At 61.2% G+C, this 17,822-nt stretch carries 16 protein-coding genes and 2 pseudogenes; 10 read left to right on the top strand and 8 right to left on the bottom strand.

Going from position 1 to position 17,822, the window contains the following annotated elements; all coding sequences use genetic code 11:
* The first annotated feature begins 2 nt into the window (after window positions 1–2).
* The gene (locus LGH82_RS08545) at window positions 3–2,048 is read left to right on the top strand and encodes an FAD-dependent oxidoreductase (protein WP_227348095.1); all 2,046 of its coding nucleotides are present in this window, start codon (window positions 3–5) and stop codon (window positions 2,046–2,048) included.
* An 18-nt stretch (window positions 2,049–2,066) separates the two neighbouring features.
* Here LGH82_RS08545 and LGH82_RS08540 read toward each other — a convergent pair.
* Window positions 2,067–3,086 (bottom strand): annotated as a pseudogene (locus LGH82_RS08540) (LacI family DNA-binding transcriptional regulator).
* A gap of 109 nt (window positions 3,087–3,195) precedes the next feature.
* Here LGH82_RS08540 and LGH82_RS08535 point away from each other — a divergent pair.
* Window positions 3,196–4,389 (top strand): phytanoyl-CoA dioxygenase family protein, encoded by a 1,194-nt coding sequence (locus LGH82_RS08535; protein ID WP_227348094.1) that lies wholly within the window; start codon window positions 3,196–3,198, stop codon window positions 4,387–4,389.
* Between the two features lie 157 nt (window positions 4,390–4,546).
* Here LGH82_RS08535 and LGH82_RS08530 read toward each other — a convergent pair whose 3' ends face one another.
* Window positions 4,547–4,954 carry a hypothetical protein gene (locus LGH82_RS08530; protein WP_227348093.1) on the bottom strand — a complete coding sequence of 136 codons (408 nt, stop codon included), beginning with the start codon at window positions 4,952–4,954 and terminating at the stop codon, window positions 4,547–4,549.
* Between the two features lie 112 nt (window positions 4,955–5,066).
* On the opposite strand from LGH82_RS08530, the gene LGH82_RS08525 reads away from it, so the two are divergent.
* Both LGH82_RS08525 and LGH82_RS08520 read left to right on the top strand, forming a co-directional pair.
* Window positions 5,067–5,495, top strand: a complete 429-nt coding sequence (locus LGH82_RS08525; protein WP_227348092.1) for a MarR family winged helix-turn-helix transcriptional regulator — start codon at window positions 5,067–5,069, stop codon at window positions 5,493–5,495.
* Window positions 5,496–5,674: 179 nt separating this feature from the next.
* A pseudogene (locus tag LGH82_RS08520) lies at window positions 5,675–6,631 on the top strand (IS481 family transposase).
* A 126-nt stretch (window positions 6,632–6,757) separates the two neighbouring features.
* On the opposite strand, the gene LGH82_RS08515 reads toward LGH82_RS08520, so the two are convergent.
* Window positions 6,758–7,498: a polysaccharide deacetylase family protein gene (locus LGH82_RS08515; RefSeq protein ID WP_227348091.1), complete on the bottom strand. Its 741-nt coding sequence runs from the start codon at window positions 7,496–7,498 to the stop codon at window positions 6,758–6,760.
* A gap of 69 nt (window positions 7,499–7,567) precedes the next feature.
* On the bottom strand, window positions 7,568–9,637 hold the full coding sequence (locus LGH82_RS08510) for a putative bifunctional diguanylate cyclase/phosphodiesterase (protein ID WP_319799927.1): 2,070 nt from the start codon (window positions 9,635–9,637) through the stop codon (window positions 7,568–7,570).
* A 116-nt stretch (window positions 9,638–9,753) separates the two neighbouring features.
* On the opposite strand from LGH82_RS08510, the gene LGH82_RS08505 reads away from it, so the two are divergent.
* From LGH82_RS08505 to tdh, 3 genes are read left to right on the top strand one after another with little or no spacing between them, the layout of a single operon-like run.
* Entirely contained in the window at window positions 9,754–9,915 is a 162-nt protein-coding gene (locus LGH82_RS08505) for a hypothetical protein (protein ID WP_227348089.1), read from the top strand.
* A 13-nt stretch (window positions 9,916–9,928) separates the two neighbouring features.
* The gene (locus tag LGH82_RS08500) at window positions 9,929–11,116 is read left to right on the top strand and encodes a glycine C-acetyltransferase (RefSeq protein ID WP_227348088.1); all 1,188 of its coding nucleotides are present in this window, start codon (window positions 9,929–9,931) and stop codon (window positions 11,114–11,116) included.
* 52 nt (window positions 11,117–11,168) lie between these two features.
* Window positions 11,169–12,203, top strand: a complete 1,035-nt coding sequence (gene tdh, locus LGH82_RS08495) for an L-threonine 3-dehydrogenase (protein WP_227348087.1) — start codon at window positions 11,169–11,171, stop codon at window positions 12,201–12,203.
* A gap of 16 nt (window positions 12,204–12,219) precedes the next feature.
* Here the strand turns inward: tdh and LGH82_RS08490 are convergent, their stop codons facing one another.
* From LGH82_RS08490 to LGH82_RS08475, 4 genes are all read right to left on the bottom strand, one after another.
* Window positions 12,220–12,867: a CDP-alcohol phosphatidyltransferase family protein gene (locus LGH82_RS08490; RefSeq protein ID WP_227348086.1), complete on the bottom strand. Its 648-nt coding sequence runs from the start codon at window positions 12,865–12,867 to the stop codon at window positions 12,220–12,222.
* Window positions 12,868–12,943: 76 nt separating this feature from the next.
* On the bottom strand, window positions 12,944–13,894 hold the full coding sequence (locus LGH82_RS08485; RefSeq protein ID WP_227348085.1) for a phosphatidate cytidylyltransferase: 951 nt from the start codon (window positions 13,892–13,894) through the stop codon (window positions 12,944–12,946).
* Window positions 13,891–14,544: a lysophospholipid acyltransferase family protein gene (locus LGH82_RS08480; RefSeq protein ID WP_227348084.1), complete on the bottom strand. Its 654-nt coding sequence runs from the start codon at window positions 14,542–14,544 to the stop codon at window positions 13,891–13,893. The genes LGH82_RS08485 and LGH82_RS08480 overlap by 4 nt, the downstream gene beginning before the upstream one ends.
* 134 nt (window positions 14,545–14,678) lie before the next feature.
* Window positions 14,679–15,146, bottom strand: a complete 468-nt coding sequence (locus LGH82_RS08475) for a MarR family winged helix-turn-helix transcriptional regulator (RefSeq protein ID WP_227348083.1) — start codon at window positions 15,144–15,146, stop codon at window positions 14,679–14,681.
* A 144-nt stretch (window positions 15,147–15,290) separates the two neighbouring features.
* Here LGH82_RS08475 and hmgA point away from each other — a divergent pair, with 144 nt between their 5' ends.
* Genes hmgA through LGH82_RS08460 form a run of 3 tightly spaced genes read left to right on the top strand, consistent with a single transcriptional unit; the run spans window position 15,291 to window position 17,816 of the window.
* Complete coding sequence (gene hmgA / locus LGH82_RS08470; RefSeq protein ID WP_227348082.1) at window positions 15,291–16,604, top strand: homogentisate 1,2-dioxygenase; 1,314 nt, start codon at window positions 15,291–15,293, stop codon at window positions 16,602–16,604.
* Window positions 16,601–17,482, top strand: a complete 882-nt coding sequence (locus tag LGH82_RS08465; protein WP_227348081.1) for an MBL fold metallo-hydrolase — start codon at window positions 16,601–16,603, stop codon at window positions 17,480–17,482. Before hmgA ends, LGH82_RS08465 begins: the two co-directional genes overlap by 4 nt.
* Window positions 17,475–17,816: a hypothetical protein gene (locus LGH82_RS08460; protein ID WP_227348080.1), complete on the top strand. Its 342-nt coding sequence runs from the start codon at window positions 17,475–17,477 to the stop codon at window positions 17,814–17,816. The genes LGH82_RS08465 and LGH82_RS08460 overlap by 8 nt, the downstream gene beginning before the upstream one ends.
* Window positions 17,817–17,822 lie beyond the last annotated feature (6 nt).

The raw sequence follows: 17,822 nt of genomic DNA, 5'->3' as shown, positions 1-17,822 counted from the left end.
CGATGACCAGCAACGATCCGCTTCTCCAACCCTATCAGCTCAAACATCTGACGCTGAAGAACCGGGTCATGTCGACCAGCCATGAGCCGGCCTATTCCGAAGACGGCATGCCGAAGCAGCGCTATCGGCTCTATCATGCCGAGAAGGCCAAGGGCGGCATGGCGCTGACCATGACAGCGGGCTCGGCGATCGTGTCGCGCGACAGCCCTGCCGCCTTCGGCAATCTGCATGTCTATGATGATCGGATCGTGCCGTGGCTTTCAGAGCTTGCGGACGCCTGCCATGAGCATGACTGCAAGGTGATGATACAGATTACCCATCTCGGCCGTCGCACCGGCTGGAACAAGGCCGACTGGCTGCCGGTGCTCTCCGCCTCGCCGGTGCGCGAGCCTGCGCATCGCGCTTTTCCCAAGACCATCGAGGACTGGGATATCGAGCGCATCATCGCTGACTATGCTTCGGCCGCCCAGCGCTGCCAGTCCGCCGGCCTCGACGGCATCGAGTTCGAAGCCTATGGCCATCTGATCGACGGCTTCTGGTCGCCGGCCACCAACCATCGCGACGATGAGTTCGGCGGCTCGCTCGACAACCGCTTGCGCTTCACCAACATGGTTGTCGATGCCGTGCGTGCGGCGGTCGGTGAGAAATTCATCGTCGGCATCCGCATGGTGGCGGATGAGGATTTCGAGAAAGGTCTGTCGAAAGAGGAGGGTGTCGAGATCGCGCGGCGGCTGGCGAACTCCGGCAAGGTTGATTTCCTCAACATCATCCGCGGCTCCATCGAGAGCGATGCGGCACTGACCAAGGTCATTCCAGTCACCGGCATGCGCTCGTCGCCGCATCTCGATTTCGCCGGCGAGGTGAGGGCGGCGACAAAATTCCCGACCTTCCATGCGGCGCGCATTTCCGATGTCGCCACCGCGCGCCACGCCATCGCCACCGGCAAGCTCGACATGGTCGGCATGACCCGCGCCCACATCGCCGATCCACACATCATCAAGAAGGTGATGGAAGGCCGCGAGCACGAGATACGCCCCTGCGTCGGCGCCACCTATTGCCTCGACCGCATCTATGAAGGTGGCGAGGCGCTTTGCGTCCACAATGCCGCCACCGGACGCGAGGCCGATATTCCACACATCATCCCGAAGACGGAGGGGCCGAAGCGGAAGGTCGTCGTCGTAGGCGCCGGCGCCGGTGGGCTGGAAGCGGCGCGCGTCGCGGCCGAGCGCGGGCATCAGGTGGCGGTGCTGGAGGCCTCAAGTCAAGCCGGCGGCCAGGTGCGGCTGGCGACGCAGAATCCGCGCCGCAAGGAACTGATAGGGATCATCGACTGGCGGCTGGCCGAGCTCGAACGGCTGGGCGTCGAGATCCGTTACGACACCTGGGCGGAAAAGAACGACGTCCTGGCGCTGTCACCCGATGTCGTGGTGGTCGCAACTGGCGGACTGCCGCAGAACCCGCCGCTTGCGGCTGGCGACAACCTTGTCACCTCGAGCTGGGACATCATGGCCGGCAGCGTCAAGCCGGCAGAGAACGTGCTGCTCTATGACGACAATGGCGGCCATCAGGGCATGGGGGCGGCCGAACTGATCGCCAACAGCGGCTCCCGGCTGGAGCTTGTCTCGCCCGAGCGGTTCTTCGCTCCGGAAATGGGCGGCATGAACCACGTGCCCTACATGCGCGCCTTCCAGGAAAAGGGCGTCACCGTCACCATCAACACAAGGCTGCGTTCAGTACGGCGCGAAGGCAACCAGCTGGTGGCGGAACTCGCTTCGGACTTCGCCGATGGCTGGCGCGGCGAGAGACGGGTCGATCAAGTGGTGGTCGAGCATGGCACGGCGCCGCTCGACGACCTCTATCTGGTGCTCAAGCCGCTGTCGAAGAATGGCGGTGCGGTCGACTACGAACGGCTGGTCAACGGCGGCGACATCTTTCCGAAGCGCAATGCTGAAGGCGGCTTCGTCCTGTTCCGCATCGGCGACGCGGTCGCCTCGCGCAACATTCACGCCGCGATCTATGACGGCATAAGGTTTGGCCTGAGGATATGACGGGCTGAAAGCGGTCGCTCACACCGGTATGTTGAATGGCGTGATGACCTGGATGTTGGACGGGCCAGGCGAAATCGATTTAGGCAACGCACCCTGTGCCCGCATGACGTGGATGCAGGCCATACGCATGTCTTGCCTGAGATCGTGATGCAGGGCGGCCGAGATGCGCCGGCCTCGCAACAATTCGAGATTGTCGAAGTCGAGATCGTGGCCGACGAACACCCTGCAGGGACGCTTCAATTCGGCGAATGCCTGCACGATGGACGTATTGCCACCGCCGATGGAATAAACGGCCGCGATGTCCGGATGATCTGTCAGGGCAGCCCGCACCAGTTCGCCCGTTGCGCGATCGATGCCGTGTCCTTCACTGATGTCGACAATGCCTAGATTGGGAAAGTGTTAGCGTAGCGCCCGGCGAAAGCCGATTTCGCGCTCTTCCTCGCCCCGGAACCGGTTGCTGCTCAGGGTGACTAGGACATCGGCCTGTCCGTGACCCAGCCACTCGCCGATCAGATAGGCAGCCGTTTCGCCGGCGGCGCGATTGTCTACGCCGACATAGGCCAGCCGCCGGCTGCTCGGCAGGTCCGTTACCAGTGTCACCACAGGTATTCCAGACTGAACGACCCGGTCCACCGCGGCGGCTATCTCCGGCAAATCCGGCGCTTTCAGGAATATGCCGTTGCTGCCGCGGCGCGCGATTTCCTCAAGCAGGGAGACGGTGTTGGCCGCCGCTCGCATTTCGGCAAGATGGTAGCGTGACCGGAACACCGCAGGGTGGAGGCTCGGCATCTCGGATTCCAGCGCCGTACGTACCGCTTCGGTAAAGCGCACCGGAGCCTCCATGACCAGATCGAGAATGAACTTGCGTCCAGACAAACCGACCTGGGAACGTTGCGTTTCCAGTTCGCGGATCGCCTGCTCGATGCGACGGATGGTGTGCTGGCGCACGCCGCCGCGCCCATGCAAGACACGATCGACGGTGGCGATGCTGACGCCGGCCTGTAGTGCGATGTCCTTGACCAGGAATGGGTGCGACATCGGTAGGCTCAATCCTGAGGTATTTTTGAGGTGTTCCAGCTGTGCTGATCAGCTCAGTTGAAGCTATAGTCCGGCCATCCAGTCAAGACAAGACCACAGGGAGGATGCCATGAAGGCCGACAATTCCGCCAAGCTCAGAGCCGATCGCGTCTGGCTCACCGCTGACATGTGCAACATCGACGACTTTGCCGCGCTGACGCAACGGACGACAAATCCGGCCGATTATCCGTTCGCGTCCGAGGTGCGGAAGAACGTCCTGATCTACGACGGCGCGGCGGTGCGTGCCGCAGCAGGCGACCCGGCCCAACGCAAGGCTCTTCTCGCCGAGTGGGTCGAGGCGATGACCGATGGTCCGGGTGTAGTCGTCTTCCGGGGCGCCTTCGATGATATGGCGCCGATCGATGCGGCGACGGAAGCGTTCAACGCCATTATCGCCGGGGAGCGCGCCGCCGGGGCGGGCGGTGGCGACCATTTTGCCAAGCCCGGCGCCAACGACCGCATATGGAACGCGCTCGAGAAACTTTGCCTGCGTGATCCCGCGACGTTCGCCGCCTATTACGGCAATGACATCATCGCGCTGATTTCGGAAGCCTGGCTCGGTCCGGCCTACCAGCTTACCTCTCAGGTGAACAATGTCAGACCGGGCGGTGCGTCCCAGTCGGCGCATCGGGACTATCATCTTGGCTTCCAGACAGCGTCGGTCATCGAACGCTATCCGGTGCACGTCCACCGCATTTCGCCGGTGTTGACGCTGCAGGGCGCGGTCGCTCATTGCGATATGCCGGTTGAAAGTGGGCCTACGCTCTATCTGCCCTTTTCGCAGACCTATCTGCCCGGATATCTCGCGATGAACCGGCCCGAGTTCCAAGCCTATTTCACGGAGCATCATGTTCAATTGCCATTGAAGAAGGGCGATGCGGCCTTCTTCAATCCCGCTCTGTTCCACGCGGCCGGCACCAACCGCTCCGCGGACATCCAGCGTATGGCGAATTTGCTGCAGGTATCTTCGGCCTATGGCCGCGCCATGGAAAGCGTGGACCGGGCACGCATGAGCGCGGTTCTCTATCCGGTGCTGCAACGCATGTTGGGTGATGGCAGCCTGACCAGTGAGGCAGCCGACAATGCCATAGCCAGTTCAGCGGAGGGGTATTCCTTCCCGACCAATCTGGATCGCGACCCACCACTCGGCGGTCTGGCGCCGGAAACCCAGCAGGCGCTTTTCCACCGGGCGCTTGATGCGAAATGGGAGCCTGCCGTCTTCCTGGAGGCGCTCGAAACACAGGCGCGAAAGAAACTGACCTGAACAATTCTTGTTGCTGCAATTCGTGGTCAGGGTGGCGCGCAGCCAGACATCGTACGGAGAGCCACCTGGGTACTCCGTTTGGTCCGCGCTCCGAGCAAGTCACCGGTATTCTTGACCGATGACATCTTGCGAATTGCTGCGGCGGGTCGAATGACGTTCAGAACATCCTGGCGACGGCCATGCACAAAACGGTGACGACCAGCAGTCCGGCGGCGATACGCTCTCCCATGGCCATCCTGGTGCGTAGGTGTGCTTCCGTCGCGCCATCGGCGACGGAAAGCTGTCGGCTGGCCGACCCGACCAGCGCACCGAGCACGCCGGCAGCAGCGAATGCGGTGATAATGCCCAGTGCCAGAACCATCTCCGTCGAGCCGAAATAGGCGCCGTGGAAGAAATACCAAAGCAGTGCTCCAGTCAGGAAAACCACACCGGCCGACCCCATTTGCGGCCGGAAGAACCGCTCAGCCCGGATTGCGGGATCGCGCGCCAGCGTGATCGTGGTGCCGGCCCAGAACACGCCGGCCATGACGTGGAGCCCCAAAACGACGATGTAGACAAATTGCATGACCGAATTCCTCTTTCGTCTGCTATCTGCAGTATAATTAGATATCTAATGATTAGATGTCAACTAACCCAGCGCGGTTCCATCGGCCGATAGCTTGCTCTAGGGTCTGGTCATGACACCTTTTGAACGCCCGCCAGTCGGCATGAATCTCGGCCAGACCGCCAAGCTTGTCGCCCAGGCCTTCGACGCGGCGCTGGTCGAGGTCGGTGGCACCTTGCCGGTCTGGCTGACCTTGCTCTCCATCAAGTCGCGGGCCCTGGCCAACCAGCGTGAACTCGCCGGCATGATCGGCATCCAGGGGGCGACGCTGACCCACCATCTCAACGCAATGGAAACGCAGGGCCTGTTGATGCGTCGACGCGATCCAGCCAATCGCCGGGTCCATCAGGTCGAACTGACGGAAGCCGGGGAGGCGATGTTCCTGAAATTGCGCACGGCCGCGCTTGGCTTCGATAGGCGGCTGCGGAAGGGATTGTCGGACGAAAGGCTGGTCGAGTTTGCCGAGGTCCTGGCGGCACTGCGCGCCAATGTCGGAAGTTAGGGCATGATCCCGAAAGGTGGAAACCTGCTTTCGGAAAAGATCATGCTCAAACAAATAGATAGAGCCCATCCCGATACCATCGGGATGGGCTCTATCTGTGAGCTTTCGGGAGGTTGTCCATTCGGACCGGACCGAGGAGACTGGAGTTACCAAGCTTCAGCATCCAACGGAGGGTCCGAATGAACATCCACAAGAATGCCCGTCTCACGCCGCTGCGTCGAGAGGAGATGGCGCTGTCGGTGATAGAAGGCGCTCTTTCCCAAGCCCATGCGGCGCGCGTCTACGGCGTGTCGGCCAAGATCGTGGCGCGTTGGGTCGAGCGTTATAAGGTCGAAGGGCGGGCCGGCATGGTCGACCGTTCGTCGCGGCCCTCTCATATGCCACAGGCCACCGCTGCGTCGATCGCCGAGCGCATCGTGGCCTTGCGGCGGCAACGTTGGACCGGCAAGCATATTGCCATGGAAACCGGCGTCTCGCCCGCCACCGTCAGCCGGGCTCTCAAGCGTGCCGGACTGTCGCGGTTGAGCGATATCGAGCCAGCCGAACCGGTCCGACGCTACGAGCGCGAGCATCCAGGCGAGATGATCCACATCGACATCAAGAAGCTCGGTCGTTTCGAGCGCGTTGGTCACCGCATCACCGGCAACCGAAAAGGACAATCCAACAGCCGCGGCATCGGCTGGGAGTTCGTCCATGTCTGCATCGATGACGCCTCGCGGGTGGCCTTCTCACAGATATTGCCTGACGAGAAGAAGGAGAGCGCCATCGCCTTCCTCAAGGCGGCTGTCGCCTTCTATGCCAGCCTCGGCATCACCGTCGAGCGCGTCATGACCGATAATGGCTCTTGCTACAGGTCGAAGGCCTTCGCCAGAGCCTGCCGCAAGCTCGGGCTCAAGCACGTGCGCACAAAGCCATAAACGCCAAAAACCAACGGCAAGGCCGAACGCTTCATTCAGACCGCCCTGCGGGAGTGGGCTTATGCCGTCGCCTATCCGACCTCAGATAGCCGTGCAGCCGAGCTTCCAGTCTGGCTTCACAGATACAATTGGCATCGTCCGCACGGCAGCCTAAAGACACTAACACCAATCAGCCGCCTCGGCTGGACCGAGGACAACCTGTTGAGGCTCCACATCTAGAGCAATTCCAGGAAAAGTGTGAAACGGTTTTCCGACAGGAATTGCGCCAAAACAAAGTGACAGAGCGGTTCGGCGTTTCCATGAAACGATGAACCGATCTGGCGCACCTCAGGCTCCACAACCGCGTCAGTCATAGCCCGGCAGCGAGCCGAAAGTGTAATTCCTCAGTTTCAGCGCATCGATCAAATTGGTCAGGTTCGTCTTGCCGTCGAATACGTCGCGGAACATTTCGTCATGCATCAGCAGGATCAGCTTTCCAGGTTTTACGAAACGTCCGTAGGCGAACAAGTGATCGATCTCGCTCACAAGATGGTCGACGCTCTGCACCGGCTTGCCGCTGTCTTCGTGCACCCACTCATGGTCCCAGCCATAGAGATAGAAGCCGGACGCGGCGACAAATTCGTAGTCGGGTTCCTCCCGGCCTTCCTGGGCCAGTCCGAGCGACGTGTCGTTCTTCGACATGGAAGGCAGCCTGAACACATCGCGTCCGGGCAGCCTCGCGTGCGCTGGCGGTCTCAGTCCGAGCACCACGTTCGCCCGCAGCATGTCAGCGACGACGCCTTCGGTGTCCGCATAGAAATGCTGATAGCGATTGTTGGCGTGGCTGTAGCTGTGGTTGCCGATCGTCACCAGCGGCAGGCTCTTCGCGCGCCGGACAAGCGCCTTGTTGAACGCACTCGCCTGCGCATGCATGCCGACCATGAACAGGGTCGCCGGAACCTGTTCGGCCTCCAGCACGTCGAGGATGTTGCTGGTTCCGTCCAGCGGGCCGTCATCGAAGGTCAGATAGATGGTGCGTTGCGCCGCCTGCGCGGGGAACGCCAGAAACAGCAACATCGTCAGCGCAAATCGAAGCGGTGCTACCATCCACAATATCCGTGTCAGATCACGACACGCCGCCACTTCCGTGCACGCTTGTCAAGTAGCCGGCGCCGTTCAGGCCAGGCTGCCCTGCAGCACGGTCAACCTGGCCTTCCTCGGGGTCCGCGCGACCAGCCATTCGCGTGCCTTTTCCTGTGGCATCGGGAAGGCGATGGAATAGCCTTGCACCTGATCGCAGCCGATCGCCATCAACGAATCGAGCTCGGCCTCGGTCTCGGCGCCTTCGGCTACGATCGAGATGCCAAGGCCGCGGGCCAGTTCGGTGATGGCGCGCACGATCTTCGAGTTGTCGCCATTCTCATGGATGTTCTGGACAAAGCGGCGATCGATCTTCAGCCGGTCGATCTCGTTCGGATTGACGTGGCTGAGCGACGCGTAGCCGGTACCGAAATCGTCGAGTTCGAGGTGCACGCCGGCCGCGCGTATCTGGCGTAGCTTCGCGGCAATGCCGGTCTTCTCGTCGTCGAGAATGACGGATTCAACGATTTCCAGCGAGAGCTTCTGTAGTGGCAGGCCGGCCTTTTCCATCGTGTCGAACAGGAACCGGTCGAAATCAGGCTCGCGCAACTCGCTGCCCGACACATTGACGGCGAGCCGGCCGAAGGCAATGCCGGCACGGTTCCACTCGGCGGCTTCGTTGATCGCCTTGGTGATGACGATCCGGCCGATCTCGGGCATGAAACCACATTTCTCCGCAACCGGGATGAACTCGCCGGGTGGGATCATGCCGCGTTCGGCATGGTTCCACCGAACCAAGGCTTCAATGCCGCTGATCGCGCCGTTGGTGAGCGAAACCTGCGGCTGGAAATAGACCTGGAACGCCTTGGTCTCGATGGCGACCTTGATGTCGTGTTCGAGCTGCTTGCGATAGTCGAGTTCGCGACGCAACTCCTCGGAGAAGAATGAGAAGTTGCCGCCCCCCATCTTCTTGGCGGAATACAACGCCAGATCGGCGTGAACCAGCAGATCTCCAGCATTGTCGGCATCGACCGGGTAGACGGCGATGCCGGCGCTGGCGCCTGGAAGGATGGTCGTGCCCTGGAAGACGATCGGCTCGTTGATCTGCGCCAGGATCCGTCTGGCGACCATGTTGATGTCCTCCGTGCCGCCGGCGCCGTTGAGGATCATCACGAACTCGTCGCCGCCAAGCCGTACGCACAGGTCCGACGCGCGGCAGGAATCGCGCATGCGCTGCGCTGTGACGACCAGAACATAGTCGCCAGCTGGATGGCCGAGCGTGTCGTTGATCTGCTTGAACCGGTCGAGGTCGAGCTGGATCACGGCAAGCCGCTCCCGTCGACGGTGCGCGCCCTTGATCAGCGTGTCGAAATGATCGGTCAGGAAGCTGCGATTGTGCAGACCGGTGAGGCCGTCGTGAACCGCGATGAAGGCCATGGAATTGCGCGCGTCGACCAGTTCATGTGTCTTGCGCAGAATGACGTTGGACATCGGCCGGAAGATGAAAAGCGCCACTAGGACGATGACACCGATGGTCGCGTAGAACAGCGTGCGGTGGAGTTCGAGCAGTCTGTCCGATCTCTCAAGGGCATAGGCGCTGATTCGGTGACCTAGTGCGGCATAGCCTGACAGTGTGGCGTTGGCGACGGAGGCATCAAGGTTGACGCGCTCGCCGCCGCCCTTGTAGTCGCCGCCAGGCATGGCGAGTTGAGATTCAAACGCGGAGGCCAGGCGCTCGCCATTGGCGATAAGCCCGACCGAGAAATAATCGAGATGAAACGGCTTGGCGAAAAGCACGCTCTCGATCGATTTTGGATCGAGTTTTGCCGGTGACGCCGGATCGGCGGCGGTCCGTTGAAGCAGAAGATCGTAGTTTGTTTCAAACTCGCCCGTCGCTTGCTTGAGCGCGGCGACGAGGGCCGGCTGCTGATCACGCGAAGCAGCGCCCGTTGCACTGGCCAGGAACACGATGCGCTGCGACAGCGCCTTTTGCGTGCCGACAATATCGAGCAATGTGTTGTCGTGCTGCTGCGCGGCCATCATCTGCTGGAGAAGGATGAAGGAAGCCATTACCATGGCGGCGATGATCATCAGCGCCAGCCAGTATCCAGCCTTGATCAGCAATATGAGTCTGCCTGAAACGGCTTGCACCGGCTGCTGCGACATTTTCTGGGGCGGCCCTTCGCCAACGGATTCCTGTGCAGGGACCATTGGCGTGCAAGTGTTAACAGGTTTGGAAGTCAAGGGGACGGCAACAGGGACCGTGTCGGAAAGCTCACGAAATGGTTATCGGGCTCTTTCCCGGCACAGGCGCATTTGAACATCCATCGGGCGCGCCGCCTGCCAGTGGCAGTATTCCGTTCGGCGTTGCAAAGGCCACCGAAGCGGTCGCATTTGCGATGGATTTTTCGCGCGCGCGGTACGACAGTCAATCCAGACATTGAACAAGGCCTGATCATGACCACCGCATTCCTTTCCCACATCGACAATGAGCTTGCCGGGCTGAAGTCGGCCGGCCTTTACAAGTCCGAGCGCGTCATCACCTCCACGCAATCGGCGCGGATCGAAGTCGGCGGCGAGAAAGTGCTGAATTTCTGCGCCAACAACTATCTCGGTCTTGCTGATAGCACCGAGCTGCGCGAGGCGGCGAAGAAGGCCCTCGACCGCTATGGTTATGGCATGGCGTCGGTGCGCTTCATCTGCGGTACGCAGGAGGAGCACAAGCAACTCGAGGCGACGATTTCATCCTTCCTTGGCCTGGAGGACACCATCCTCTACGGCTCCTGTTTCGACGCCAATGGCGGCCTGTTCGAGACAGTGCTCGGCGAAGAGGACGCCATCATCTCCGATGCGCTGAACCATGCCTCGATCATCGACGGCGTTCGGCTGTCGAAGGCAAAGCGGTTTCGCTACGCCAACAATGACATGGCCGATCTCGAGGCTCGTCTGAAAGAGGCCAAGGACTGCCGGTTCAGGCTGATCGCCACCGATGGCGTCTTTTCCATGGACGGCATCATCGCCAATCTGAAGGGCGTCTGCGACCTCGCCGAAAAATACGATGCCATGGTGATGGTGGACGACAGCCATGCTGTTGGTTTTGTTGGCAAACACGGGCGGGGGTCGGCTGAGCATTGCGGCGTCGAGGGCAGGGTGGACATCATCACCGGTACGCTCGGCAAGGCGCTGGGTGGCGCATCCGGTGGCTATACGTCGGGTAAGAGACAGGTGGTCGACTGGCTACGGCAGCGTTCGCGGCCTTATCTGTTTTCCAACACGCTGATGCCGGCGATCGCTGGCGCTTCGATCCGGGTTTTCGATATGATCGAAAATGGCGATGCCTTGCGCGAACACCTATATGCCAATGCGGCGCGGTTCAGGTCTGAGATGGGCAAGTTCGGCTTCACGCTGGCCGGGGCAGACCATCCGATCATTCCGGTAATGCTGGGCGACGCGACGCTGGCGCAGGAGATGGCGGCGCGCATGTTGAAGCGCGGCATCTATGTCATCGGCTTCTCTTTCCCCGTCGTGCCGAAGGGGCAGGCGCGCATCCGCACGCAGATGTCGGCGGCGCATTCCATCGCGGACATCGATCGTGCGGTCGCCGCGTTCGCCGAAGTTGGTAGGGAATTGGGCGTGATTTCCTGAACGGCCGAAATCGGAAAGCGATTCCGGATCAAGAGATTCAAGGGACAACAGAATGTCGAACATGATGAAGGCGCTGGTGAAGGCCAAGGCCGAGCCGGGCATCTGGATGGAAGAGGTGCCGGTGCCGGAGATCGGCCCCAACGACGTGCTGATCAAGATCAAGAAAACGGCGATCTGCGGCACTGATGTCCACATCTACAATTGGGACCAGTGGGCGCAGAAGACGGTGCCGGTGCCGATGGTGACCGGCCATGAGTTTGTCGGGACGGTCGCCGATTTCGGCGCGGCAGTGACGGAATACAAGGTCGGCCAGCGCGTTTCAGGCGAAGGCCATATCGTCTGCGGCCATTGCCGCAACTGCCGTGCGGGCAGGGGGCATCTGTGCCGCAATACCCTCGGCGTGGGTGTCAACCGCCCCGGCGCTTTTGGCGAATATCTGGCCATCCCTCAGCACAATGTCGTGCCGATCCCCGACGACGTCTCTGATGAGATCGCCGCGATCTTCGATCCGCTAGGCAATGCGGTTCACACCGCTCTCTCCTTCGATCTCGTCGGCGAGGACGTGCTGGTCACTGGCGCCGGGCCGATCGGCATCATGGGCGCGCTTGTCGCCCAATGCGTCGGTGCGCGAAAAGTCGTCATCACCGACATCAACCCGGTGCGGCTGGCGCTGGCGAAGAAACTCGGCGTCCAGCATGTCGTCGATGCCTCGAAGGAGAAGCTGCGCGATGTCATGCCGGCGCTTGGCATGACCGAGGGTTTTGACGTCGGCCTCGAAATGTCCGGCGCCGCACCCGCCTTCCGCGACATGATCGACACCATGAACAATGGCGGCAAGATCGCAATTCTCGGCATCGCCCCGACCGGCTTCGAGATCGACTGGAACAAGGTCATCTTCAAGATGCTGCATCTCAAGGGCATCTACGGCCGCGAGATGTTCGAGACCTGGTACAAGATGATCGCGCTGGTGCAGGGCCCGCTGGATGTTTCCGGCCTCATTACCCACCGCATCGGCATCGATGATTTCCAGGCCGGCTTCGACGCGATGCGCGGCGGCAGTTCAGGCAAGGTGGTGATGGACTGGTAGGCCGTCGCGCCGGAAGCTAGGGTCGCATGGTTTTCAGCCATCGGACCTGTCGCCAGGCGCGTCGCAGCGCAGTTGCGGCGGCACCGATCGCGATGATGGCAAGCGCGATCGTCAAGACCTCATTGCGGCCATTCCAGAGGAACTCTCCGGACGACAGCACTGCAGCGACGGTTGCAACCGCCATGCGATGCGGTTTGGCCATCGGGCCGGAGAAATCGCTCGGCGCTTGGTTGGCACGCCCGAGTTCCCGCACATAGGCGGTGAGAACCGAAAAGCAGGCCGCTGCCCAGCCAAGGCCAGGCATGGCGACGCCGTAGCCTATTCCGACCATGATGGCGATGTCGGCGATCCTATCCGGGAATTCGTTCCAGAACGGCCCATCGGCCGACGCCTTGCCGCCTTCGACGGCGACCATTCCATCGAACAGATTGCAGAGCAGGCGCAACTGGCACAACAGCGCAGCACCCAGCAACAGCAGCAAACGCGCCGTGCCGTCGCTCTGTCCGCCAAGCCAGAAGGCGGCGCCGGCCAGCGCCCCGGCGAGGATGCTGGCCTGCGAAATCTGGTTGGGGGTCACGGAAAGTGTGGCGAGACGCCTGGCCGTCGCTTGCGCCCAGCGCGTGTCGCGGCTTGCAAGCGGTCTGCGATCACCCGTGTTCATCACTGCCTCATCGCGTTTTCGGAACGTCGATTGGACGCGGTCGCCACGAATGGCAACGACGCTGTAATAGCGGGGAATGTCATGCCTGCGACCAGAAGTAATGCGTGAGGTGGAAGAAGATCGGAGCGGAGAAAACCACCGAATCCAGCCGATCGATCAGGCCGCCGTGGCCGTCGATCAGATGGCCCCAGTCCTTCACGCCGCGGTCGCGCTTGATGGCCGACATCACAAGGCCGCCGAAAAAACCCATCAGCGTGATCAGGAAGGCCATCGCACCCGCCTGAAGAGGAGAGAACGGCGTGATCCACCACAGACCAGCGCCGATGAGGCTGGCGCTGGCAATGCCGCCGAGGAAACCTTCAACCGTCTTGGACGGCGAAAGCCTTGGGGCGATCTTCGTACGTCCGATCATCTTCCCCCAGATATATTGCAGCACGTCGCTCAACTGCACGACGATGACAAGGAAGGCTATCAGAAGCACATTGCGGCCTTCGTAGCCAGGAATGTGCAACGTCAGAAGAGCCGGCACATGCGAGGCGCAGAAGACGCAGATCATCAGCGCCCATTGCACCTCGGCAATTCGCACGAGGAAGTGCTGGGTATCGCCCCGCACAGCCGAGATGATGGGTATCAACAGGAAGGCATAGACCGGGATGAAAACGGAAAAGATCTCGTAGTCCTCGATCCAGAGCAGGACGTATTGCACCGGCAGCACGACGAAAAACGCCGTGGCCAGCGCCCAGTGGTCGGCACGCCGCGTATTGGTCAACGTCACGAATTCGCGAAGTGCGGCAAAGGAACAGAAGCCGAAGAGAAGCAGGACGCCGATGCGCCCGGCGATGAAGGCTAGGGCGATGAGGATTGCCATCACCCACCAGGCATTGATGCGGGCGTTGAGGTTCTCGATGGCCGGATTCGAGCCGTCTGGCGACAAGCGTCGTTCCAGGATCTGCCCTACGAAAGAGGCCACGAGCAGTATCCCGAAGACGCCGAGCACGAGAACCATCATGTCGAATTGGGTCGGGCTCATTCCTCTACCCTTTCGGCCGCTGCCTTTTTCGGCGCCAGCGCGAGTAGCGCCCCACGTGCCCGCTCGAGAAAAATATCCTTGCCCTCGCCATCAGCCAGGTGCATCGGTTCGCCGAACGTCACCGTGCAGATCAGTGGGATAGGGACGAATTCGCCTTTCGGCATCACCCGGTTCAAATTGGCGATCCATACCGGCACCAACTCGAAATCCGGGTGCAATGCCGCCAAATGGAACAGGCCGGATTTGAATGGCTGCAAGGACGCGTCGGATTGGTTGCGCGTGCCTTCCGGGAAGAGGATGAGCGAAGAGCCTTCCTTCATCGCCTCCCCCATGCTCTCGACAGGATCCATCGTGCGTCCCTCGCGGTTGCGCTCGATAAGGACGGCATTGAAAACGTCGCGCCCGATGAAGCCTCGGATTTTGGATTTTAGCCAGTAGTCGGCGCCCGCTACGGGGCGGACCCGCCGGCGCAGGCGCGGCGGCAGAACAGCCCAGATCAGGATGAAATCCCCGTGGCTGGAATGGTTGGCAAAGAAGATCGAGCGACGGCGAGGCAGCCTGCCTTCATGCCAAAACGGCCGGACGGCGGTGATGGCTCGGGCAAACAGCAAAACGATCACAGCCACCGGCCTCGCGATCAGCGACTTCATCCATCCCCCAATTCGTTCATGGATCATCCACTAGCTGACATACAGCACTGAAAATCCGCTGTCGGGCAAGCAAGGATCGAAAATGATCGCGAGACCATGCCTGCTTCACGCGCTACGACCTCGGAGCGACCGTCTCATATTTTCTCCGGCGACGGCCGCTGTCTCCGACCCAACGCGGTTTCCAGCGACACGACGCCTTTGACGATGGAGGCCCGCTCGTTGGCGCTCAGCCTGGCCAGCAACGCCCGCTCGAACGTCTTGGCCAATGGCACCATCTCACGATACGCGGCTTTCCCTGCCAGGGTCAGCGTCAGATGCTCGACGCGGCGGTCGTTTTCGTCGAGCGTTCGGGTGAGCCAACGGCGCCGTTCAAGCTCCGCCACGGCACGAGATACTTTGGTCTTGTGCATTGCGGATTGCTCCCCGAGCTGCTTCGCGGTCATCATGCCGTGTTGCCCCAATCCGGAGAGCGTACGCCATTCCGGCCGTGTCAGCCCGTAACGCTCCCTGTAGATCGTCGAGAATTCCCGGCTGACGGCGTCGGCGAGACGATAGAGCCGATAGGGGAGGAAGGCTTCCAGTTCGAGGATTTCCGGATCCATGGACCAGCCTTTTCAGAGTTACGCGACACGCGATGCGGCAATGTTCGTCGCCATTGATAGTTACATTTTCAATGGTTACAAACGCAACCAGTTTGGTCATCCGGCTGGCGCCTGGCGTCTTCTGGATGCGCAAGGGAGGAAGCTATGGCCTTTTCCTACATGCCGGGTTTCGGCAACGACTTCGAAACCGAGACGCTGCCCGGCTCGCTGCCGCAAGGACGAAACTCGCCGCAGCGGCCGGCCTACGGTCTCTATGCCGAGCAACTTTCGGGTTCTCCCTTCACCGCCCCGCGCGGCACCAATGAGCGCTCCTGGCTCTATCGCATCAGGCCGAGCGTAAAGCACACTGGCCGATTCAAGCCGGCTAACTATCCGCTGTGGAAGAGCGCCCCCAATGTCGGCGACCACGAACTGGCTCTAGGGCAATATCGCTGGAACCCGGTGCCGATGCCGAAGGAGCCCACCGACTTCATGGCCGGCATGCGCTCGATCACCACCGCCGGCGATGTGCTGGGGCAGACCGGCATGGCGGCACATGTCTATGTCGCCAACAGCTCGATGGTCGACGATCATTTCTTCAACGCCGACGGCGAATTGCTGGTCGTGCCGCAGGTTGGCGCCCTGCGCTTCGTCACCGAGATGGGCGTCATCGAGCTTCGGCCCGGCGAGATTGCGGTGCTGCCGCGCGGCCTCGTCTTCAAGGTCGAGTTGGTCGATGCCGAAGTGCGTGGCTATGTCTGCGAGAACTACGGCGCCAAGCTGACGCTGCCCGATCGCGGCCCGATCGGCGCCAATTGTCTCGCCAATCCACGCGATTTCAAGACGCCTTGCGCCTGGTTCGAGGAGAAGGAAACGCCGTGTCGGCTGACCGTGAAATGGTGTGGAAATTTCCATGTCACCGAGATCGGCCATTCGCCGCTAGACGTTGTCGCCTGGCACGGCAACTACGCGCCTTACAAATATGATCTGGCGACGTTTTCGCCGGTCGGGGCCATACTGTTCGACCATCCCGATCCGTCGATCTTTACCGTGCTTACGGCGCCGAGTGGCGAGGAAGGCACCGCCAACATCGATTTCGTCATCTTCCCGCCGCGCTGGCTGGTGGCCGAAGATACGTTCCGGCCGCCCTGGTATCATCGTAACATCATGAGCGAGTTCATGGGCCTGATCCACGGCCAGTATGACGCCAAGGAAGAAGGTTTTGTTCCCGGTGGCATGAGCCTGCATAACCTGATGCTGGCCCATGGCCCGGATGCGCCTGGCTTCGAAAAGGCCTCGCGCGTGGAGCTGAAACCGGTCAAGCTCGACAATACCATGGCCTTCATGTTCGAAACCCGCTTTCCGCAGATGCTGACCCGCTACGGCGCCGAACTGGAAACCCGGCAGGACAATTACGTCGACTGCTGGGCAGACCTGAAGAAGCGTTTCAATGGCACGCCCGAGGGCGACTGGTCTTGAGCGCAGCGCCAGTGCCGGATCGGCTGGTGCTTCTCGGCTCGAAGGGCGGCCCCGCGCTGCGGCCGGGCGGACCTTGGCCGAGCTCGTCGTTGCTTGACATCGGCGGGCGGATCATCGTCGTCGATTGTGGGCTTGGCGTGACGCGTGGTCTGGTCGACACCGGCATCAGCCTGAAGGCGCTCGACCTGATCTTCATCACGCATCTGCATTCCGACCATGTGCTGGAACTGGGGCCTTTGCTGCATACCGCCTGGACGGCAGGGTTGGCGATGCCGGTCAGCGTGTTCGGCCCGCCCGGCATCGGCCACTATTGGCAGCGCTTTTGCCAGGCGATGGAATTCGACATCGAGATCCGCATCGTTGATGAGGGTCGGCCGGATATCCGTGAGCTGGTTTCCATCAACGAATTTGGCGAGGGCCAGGTGGTCGAGCAACGCGGCCTGAAGGTTTCAGCGCTGCGCGTCGACCATCCGCCAGTGACCGACTGCTTTGCCCTGCGCTTCGAGCATGGCGCCAAAAGCGTGGTGTTCTCCGCCGACACGGCCTTCTTTCCGCCACTCGCCGATTTTGCCGAAGGTGCCGATATCCTGGTGCATGAAGCCATGCTGGAGGAAGGCATCGAGCGGCTGGTTGCCAAGACCGGCAATGGTGCACGGCTGAAAGAGCATCTGCTTGCCAGCCACAGTTTTGCCGAGGAGGCCGGCCGCATCGCCAGCGATGCCGGCATTGGCAGATTGGTGCTCAATCACCTCATTCCGGCCGATGATGCCGAGATCGGTGAGGCAGACTGGGCCGCCGCCGTCAGGAAAACCTGGGCCGGCGACTTGACGATCGCCCGTGACGGCCTTGTTGTGGGGCTTGGGAGTGAGGATGGCTAACGACAAGCTTTGGGACGAGGTGCGCGAGTCTGCGGAGACATCTGCGTCACAACTTGACTTCCTTCTTGATCAGGTGACGGACCTCCGGTCTTTCACCAGGTTCATTGATGCTCTGAGGAAGGACTGGGACGACGCGGATCGTCGGCAGACGGCCATGCCGTCAGGCCCTGGTTCTGGCTGGAATGGATGGGAAAATGATTCGATCAGCACATTTCTCGAATCAGCAGTAGCCTGCGTCTCAGATCACCTGCGCTTGGATCCGGCATTTCTAGCGAACGAAAATTCCTGGAAGGCCGCCGCGAAAATTCTCTATGCCGGCAAATACTACGAATAACGATTG

Source organism: Mesorhizobium sp. PAMC28654, from assembly GCF_020616515.1.
Lineage (GTDB): Bacteria > Pseudomonadota > Alphaproteobacteria > Rhizobiales > Rhizobiaceae > Mesorhizobium.
This window is presented reverse-complemented; position numbering and strand designations above follow the sequence as displayed.

Coding starts and splice junctions, on each gene's coding strand:
- tdh (WP_227348087.1), top strand. CDS start 11,169: ATGTCGAACATGATGAAGGCGCTGGTGAAGGCCAAGGCCGAGCCGGGC.
- LGH82_RS08460 (WP_227348080.1), top strand. CDS start 17,475: ATGGCTAACGACAAGCTTTGGGACGAGGTGCGCGAGTCTGCGGAGACA.
- LGH82_RS08510 (WP_319799927.1), bottom strand. CDS start 9,637: ATGTCGCAGCAGCCGGTGCAAGCCGTTTCAGGCAGACTCATATTGCTG.
- LGH82_RS08485 (WP_227348085.1), bottom strand. CDS start 13,894: ATGAGCCCGACCCAATTCGACATGATGGTTCTCGTGCTCGGCGTCTTC.
- LGH82_RS08475 (WP_227348083.1), bottom strand. CDS start 15,146: ATGGATCCGGAAATCCTCGAACTGGAAGCCTTCCTCCCCTATCGGCTC.
- LGH82_RS08530 (WP_227348093.1), bottom strand. CDS start 4,954: ATGCAATTTGTCTACATCGTCGTTTTGGGGCTCCACGTCATGGCCGGC.
- LGH82_RS08505 (WP_227348089.1), top strand. CDS start 9,754: ATGGTTATCGGGCTCTTTCCCGGCACAGGCGCATTTGAACATCCATCG.
- LGH82_RS08525 (WP_227348092.1), top strand. CDS start 5,067: ATGACACCTTTTGAACGCCCGCCAGTCGGCATGAATCTCGGCCAGACC.
- LGH82_RS08515 (WP_227348091.1), bottom strand. CDS start 7,498: ATGGTAGCACCGCTTCGATTTGCGCTGACGATGTTGCTGTTTCTGGCG.
- LGH82_RS08480 (WP_227348084.1), bottom strand. CDS start 14,544: ATGAAGTCGCTGATCGCGAGGCCGGTGGCTGTGATCGTTTTGCTGTTT.
- hmgA (WP_227348082.1), top strand. CDS start 15,291: ATGGCCTTTTCCTACATGCCGGGTTTCGGCAACGACTTCGAAACCGAG.
- LGH82_RS08535 (WP_227348094.1), top strand. CDS start 3,196: ATGAAGGCCGACAATTCCGCCAAGCTCAGAGCCGATCGCGTCTGGCTC.
- LGH82_RS08545 (WP_227348095.1), top strand. CDS start 3: ATGACCAGCAACGATCCGCTTCTCCAACCCTATCAGCTCAAACATCTG.
- LGH82_RS08500 (WP_227348088.1), top strand. CDS start 9,929: ATGACCACCGCATTCCTTTCCCACATCGACAATGAGCTTGCCGGGCTG.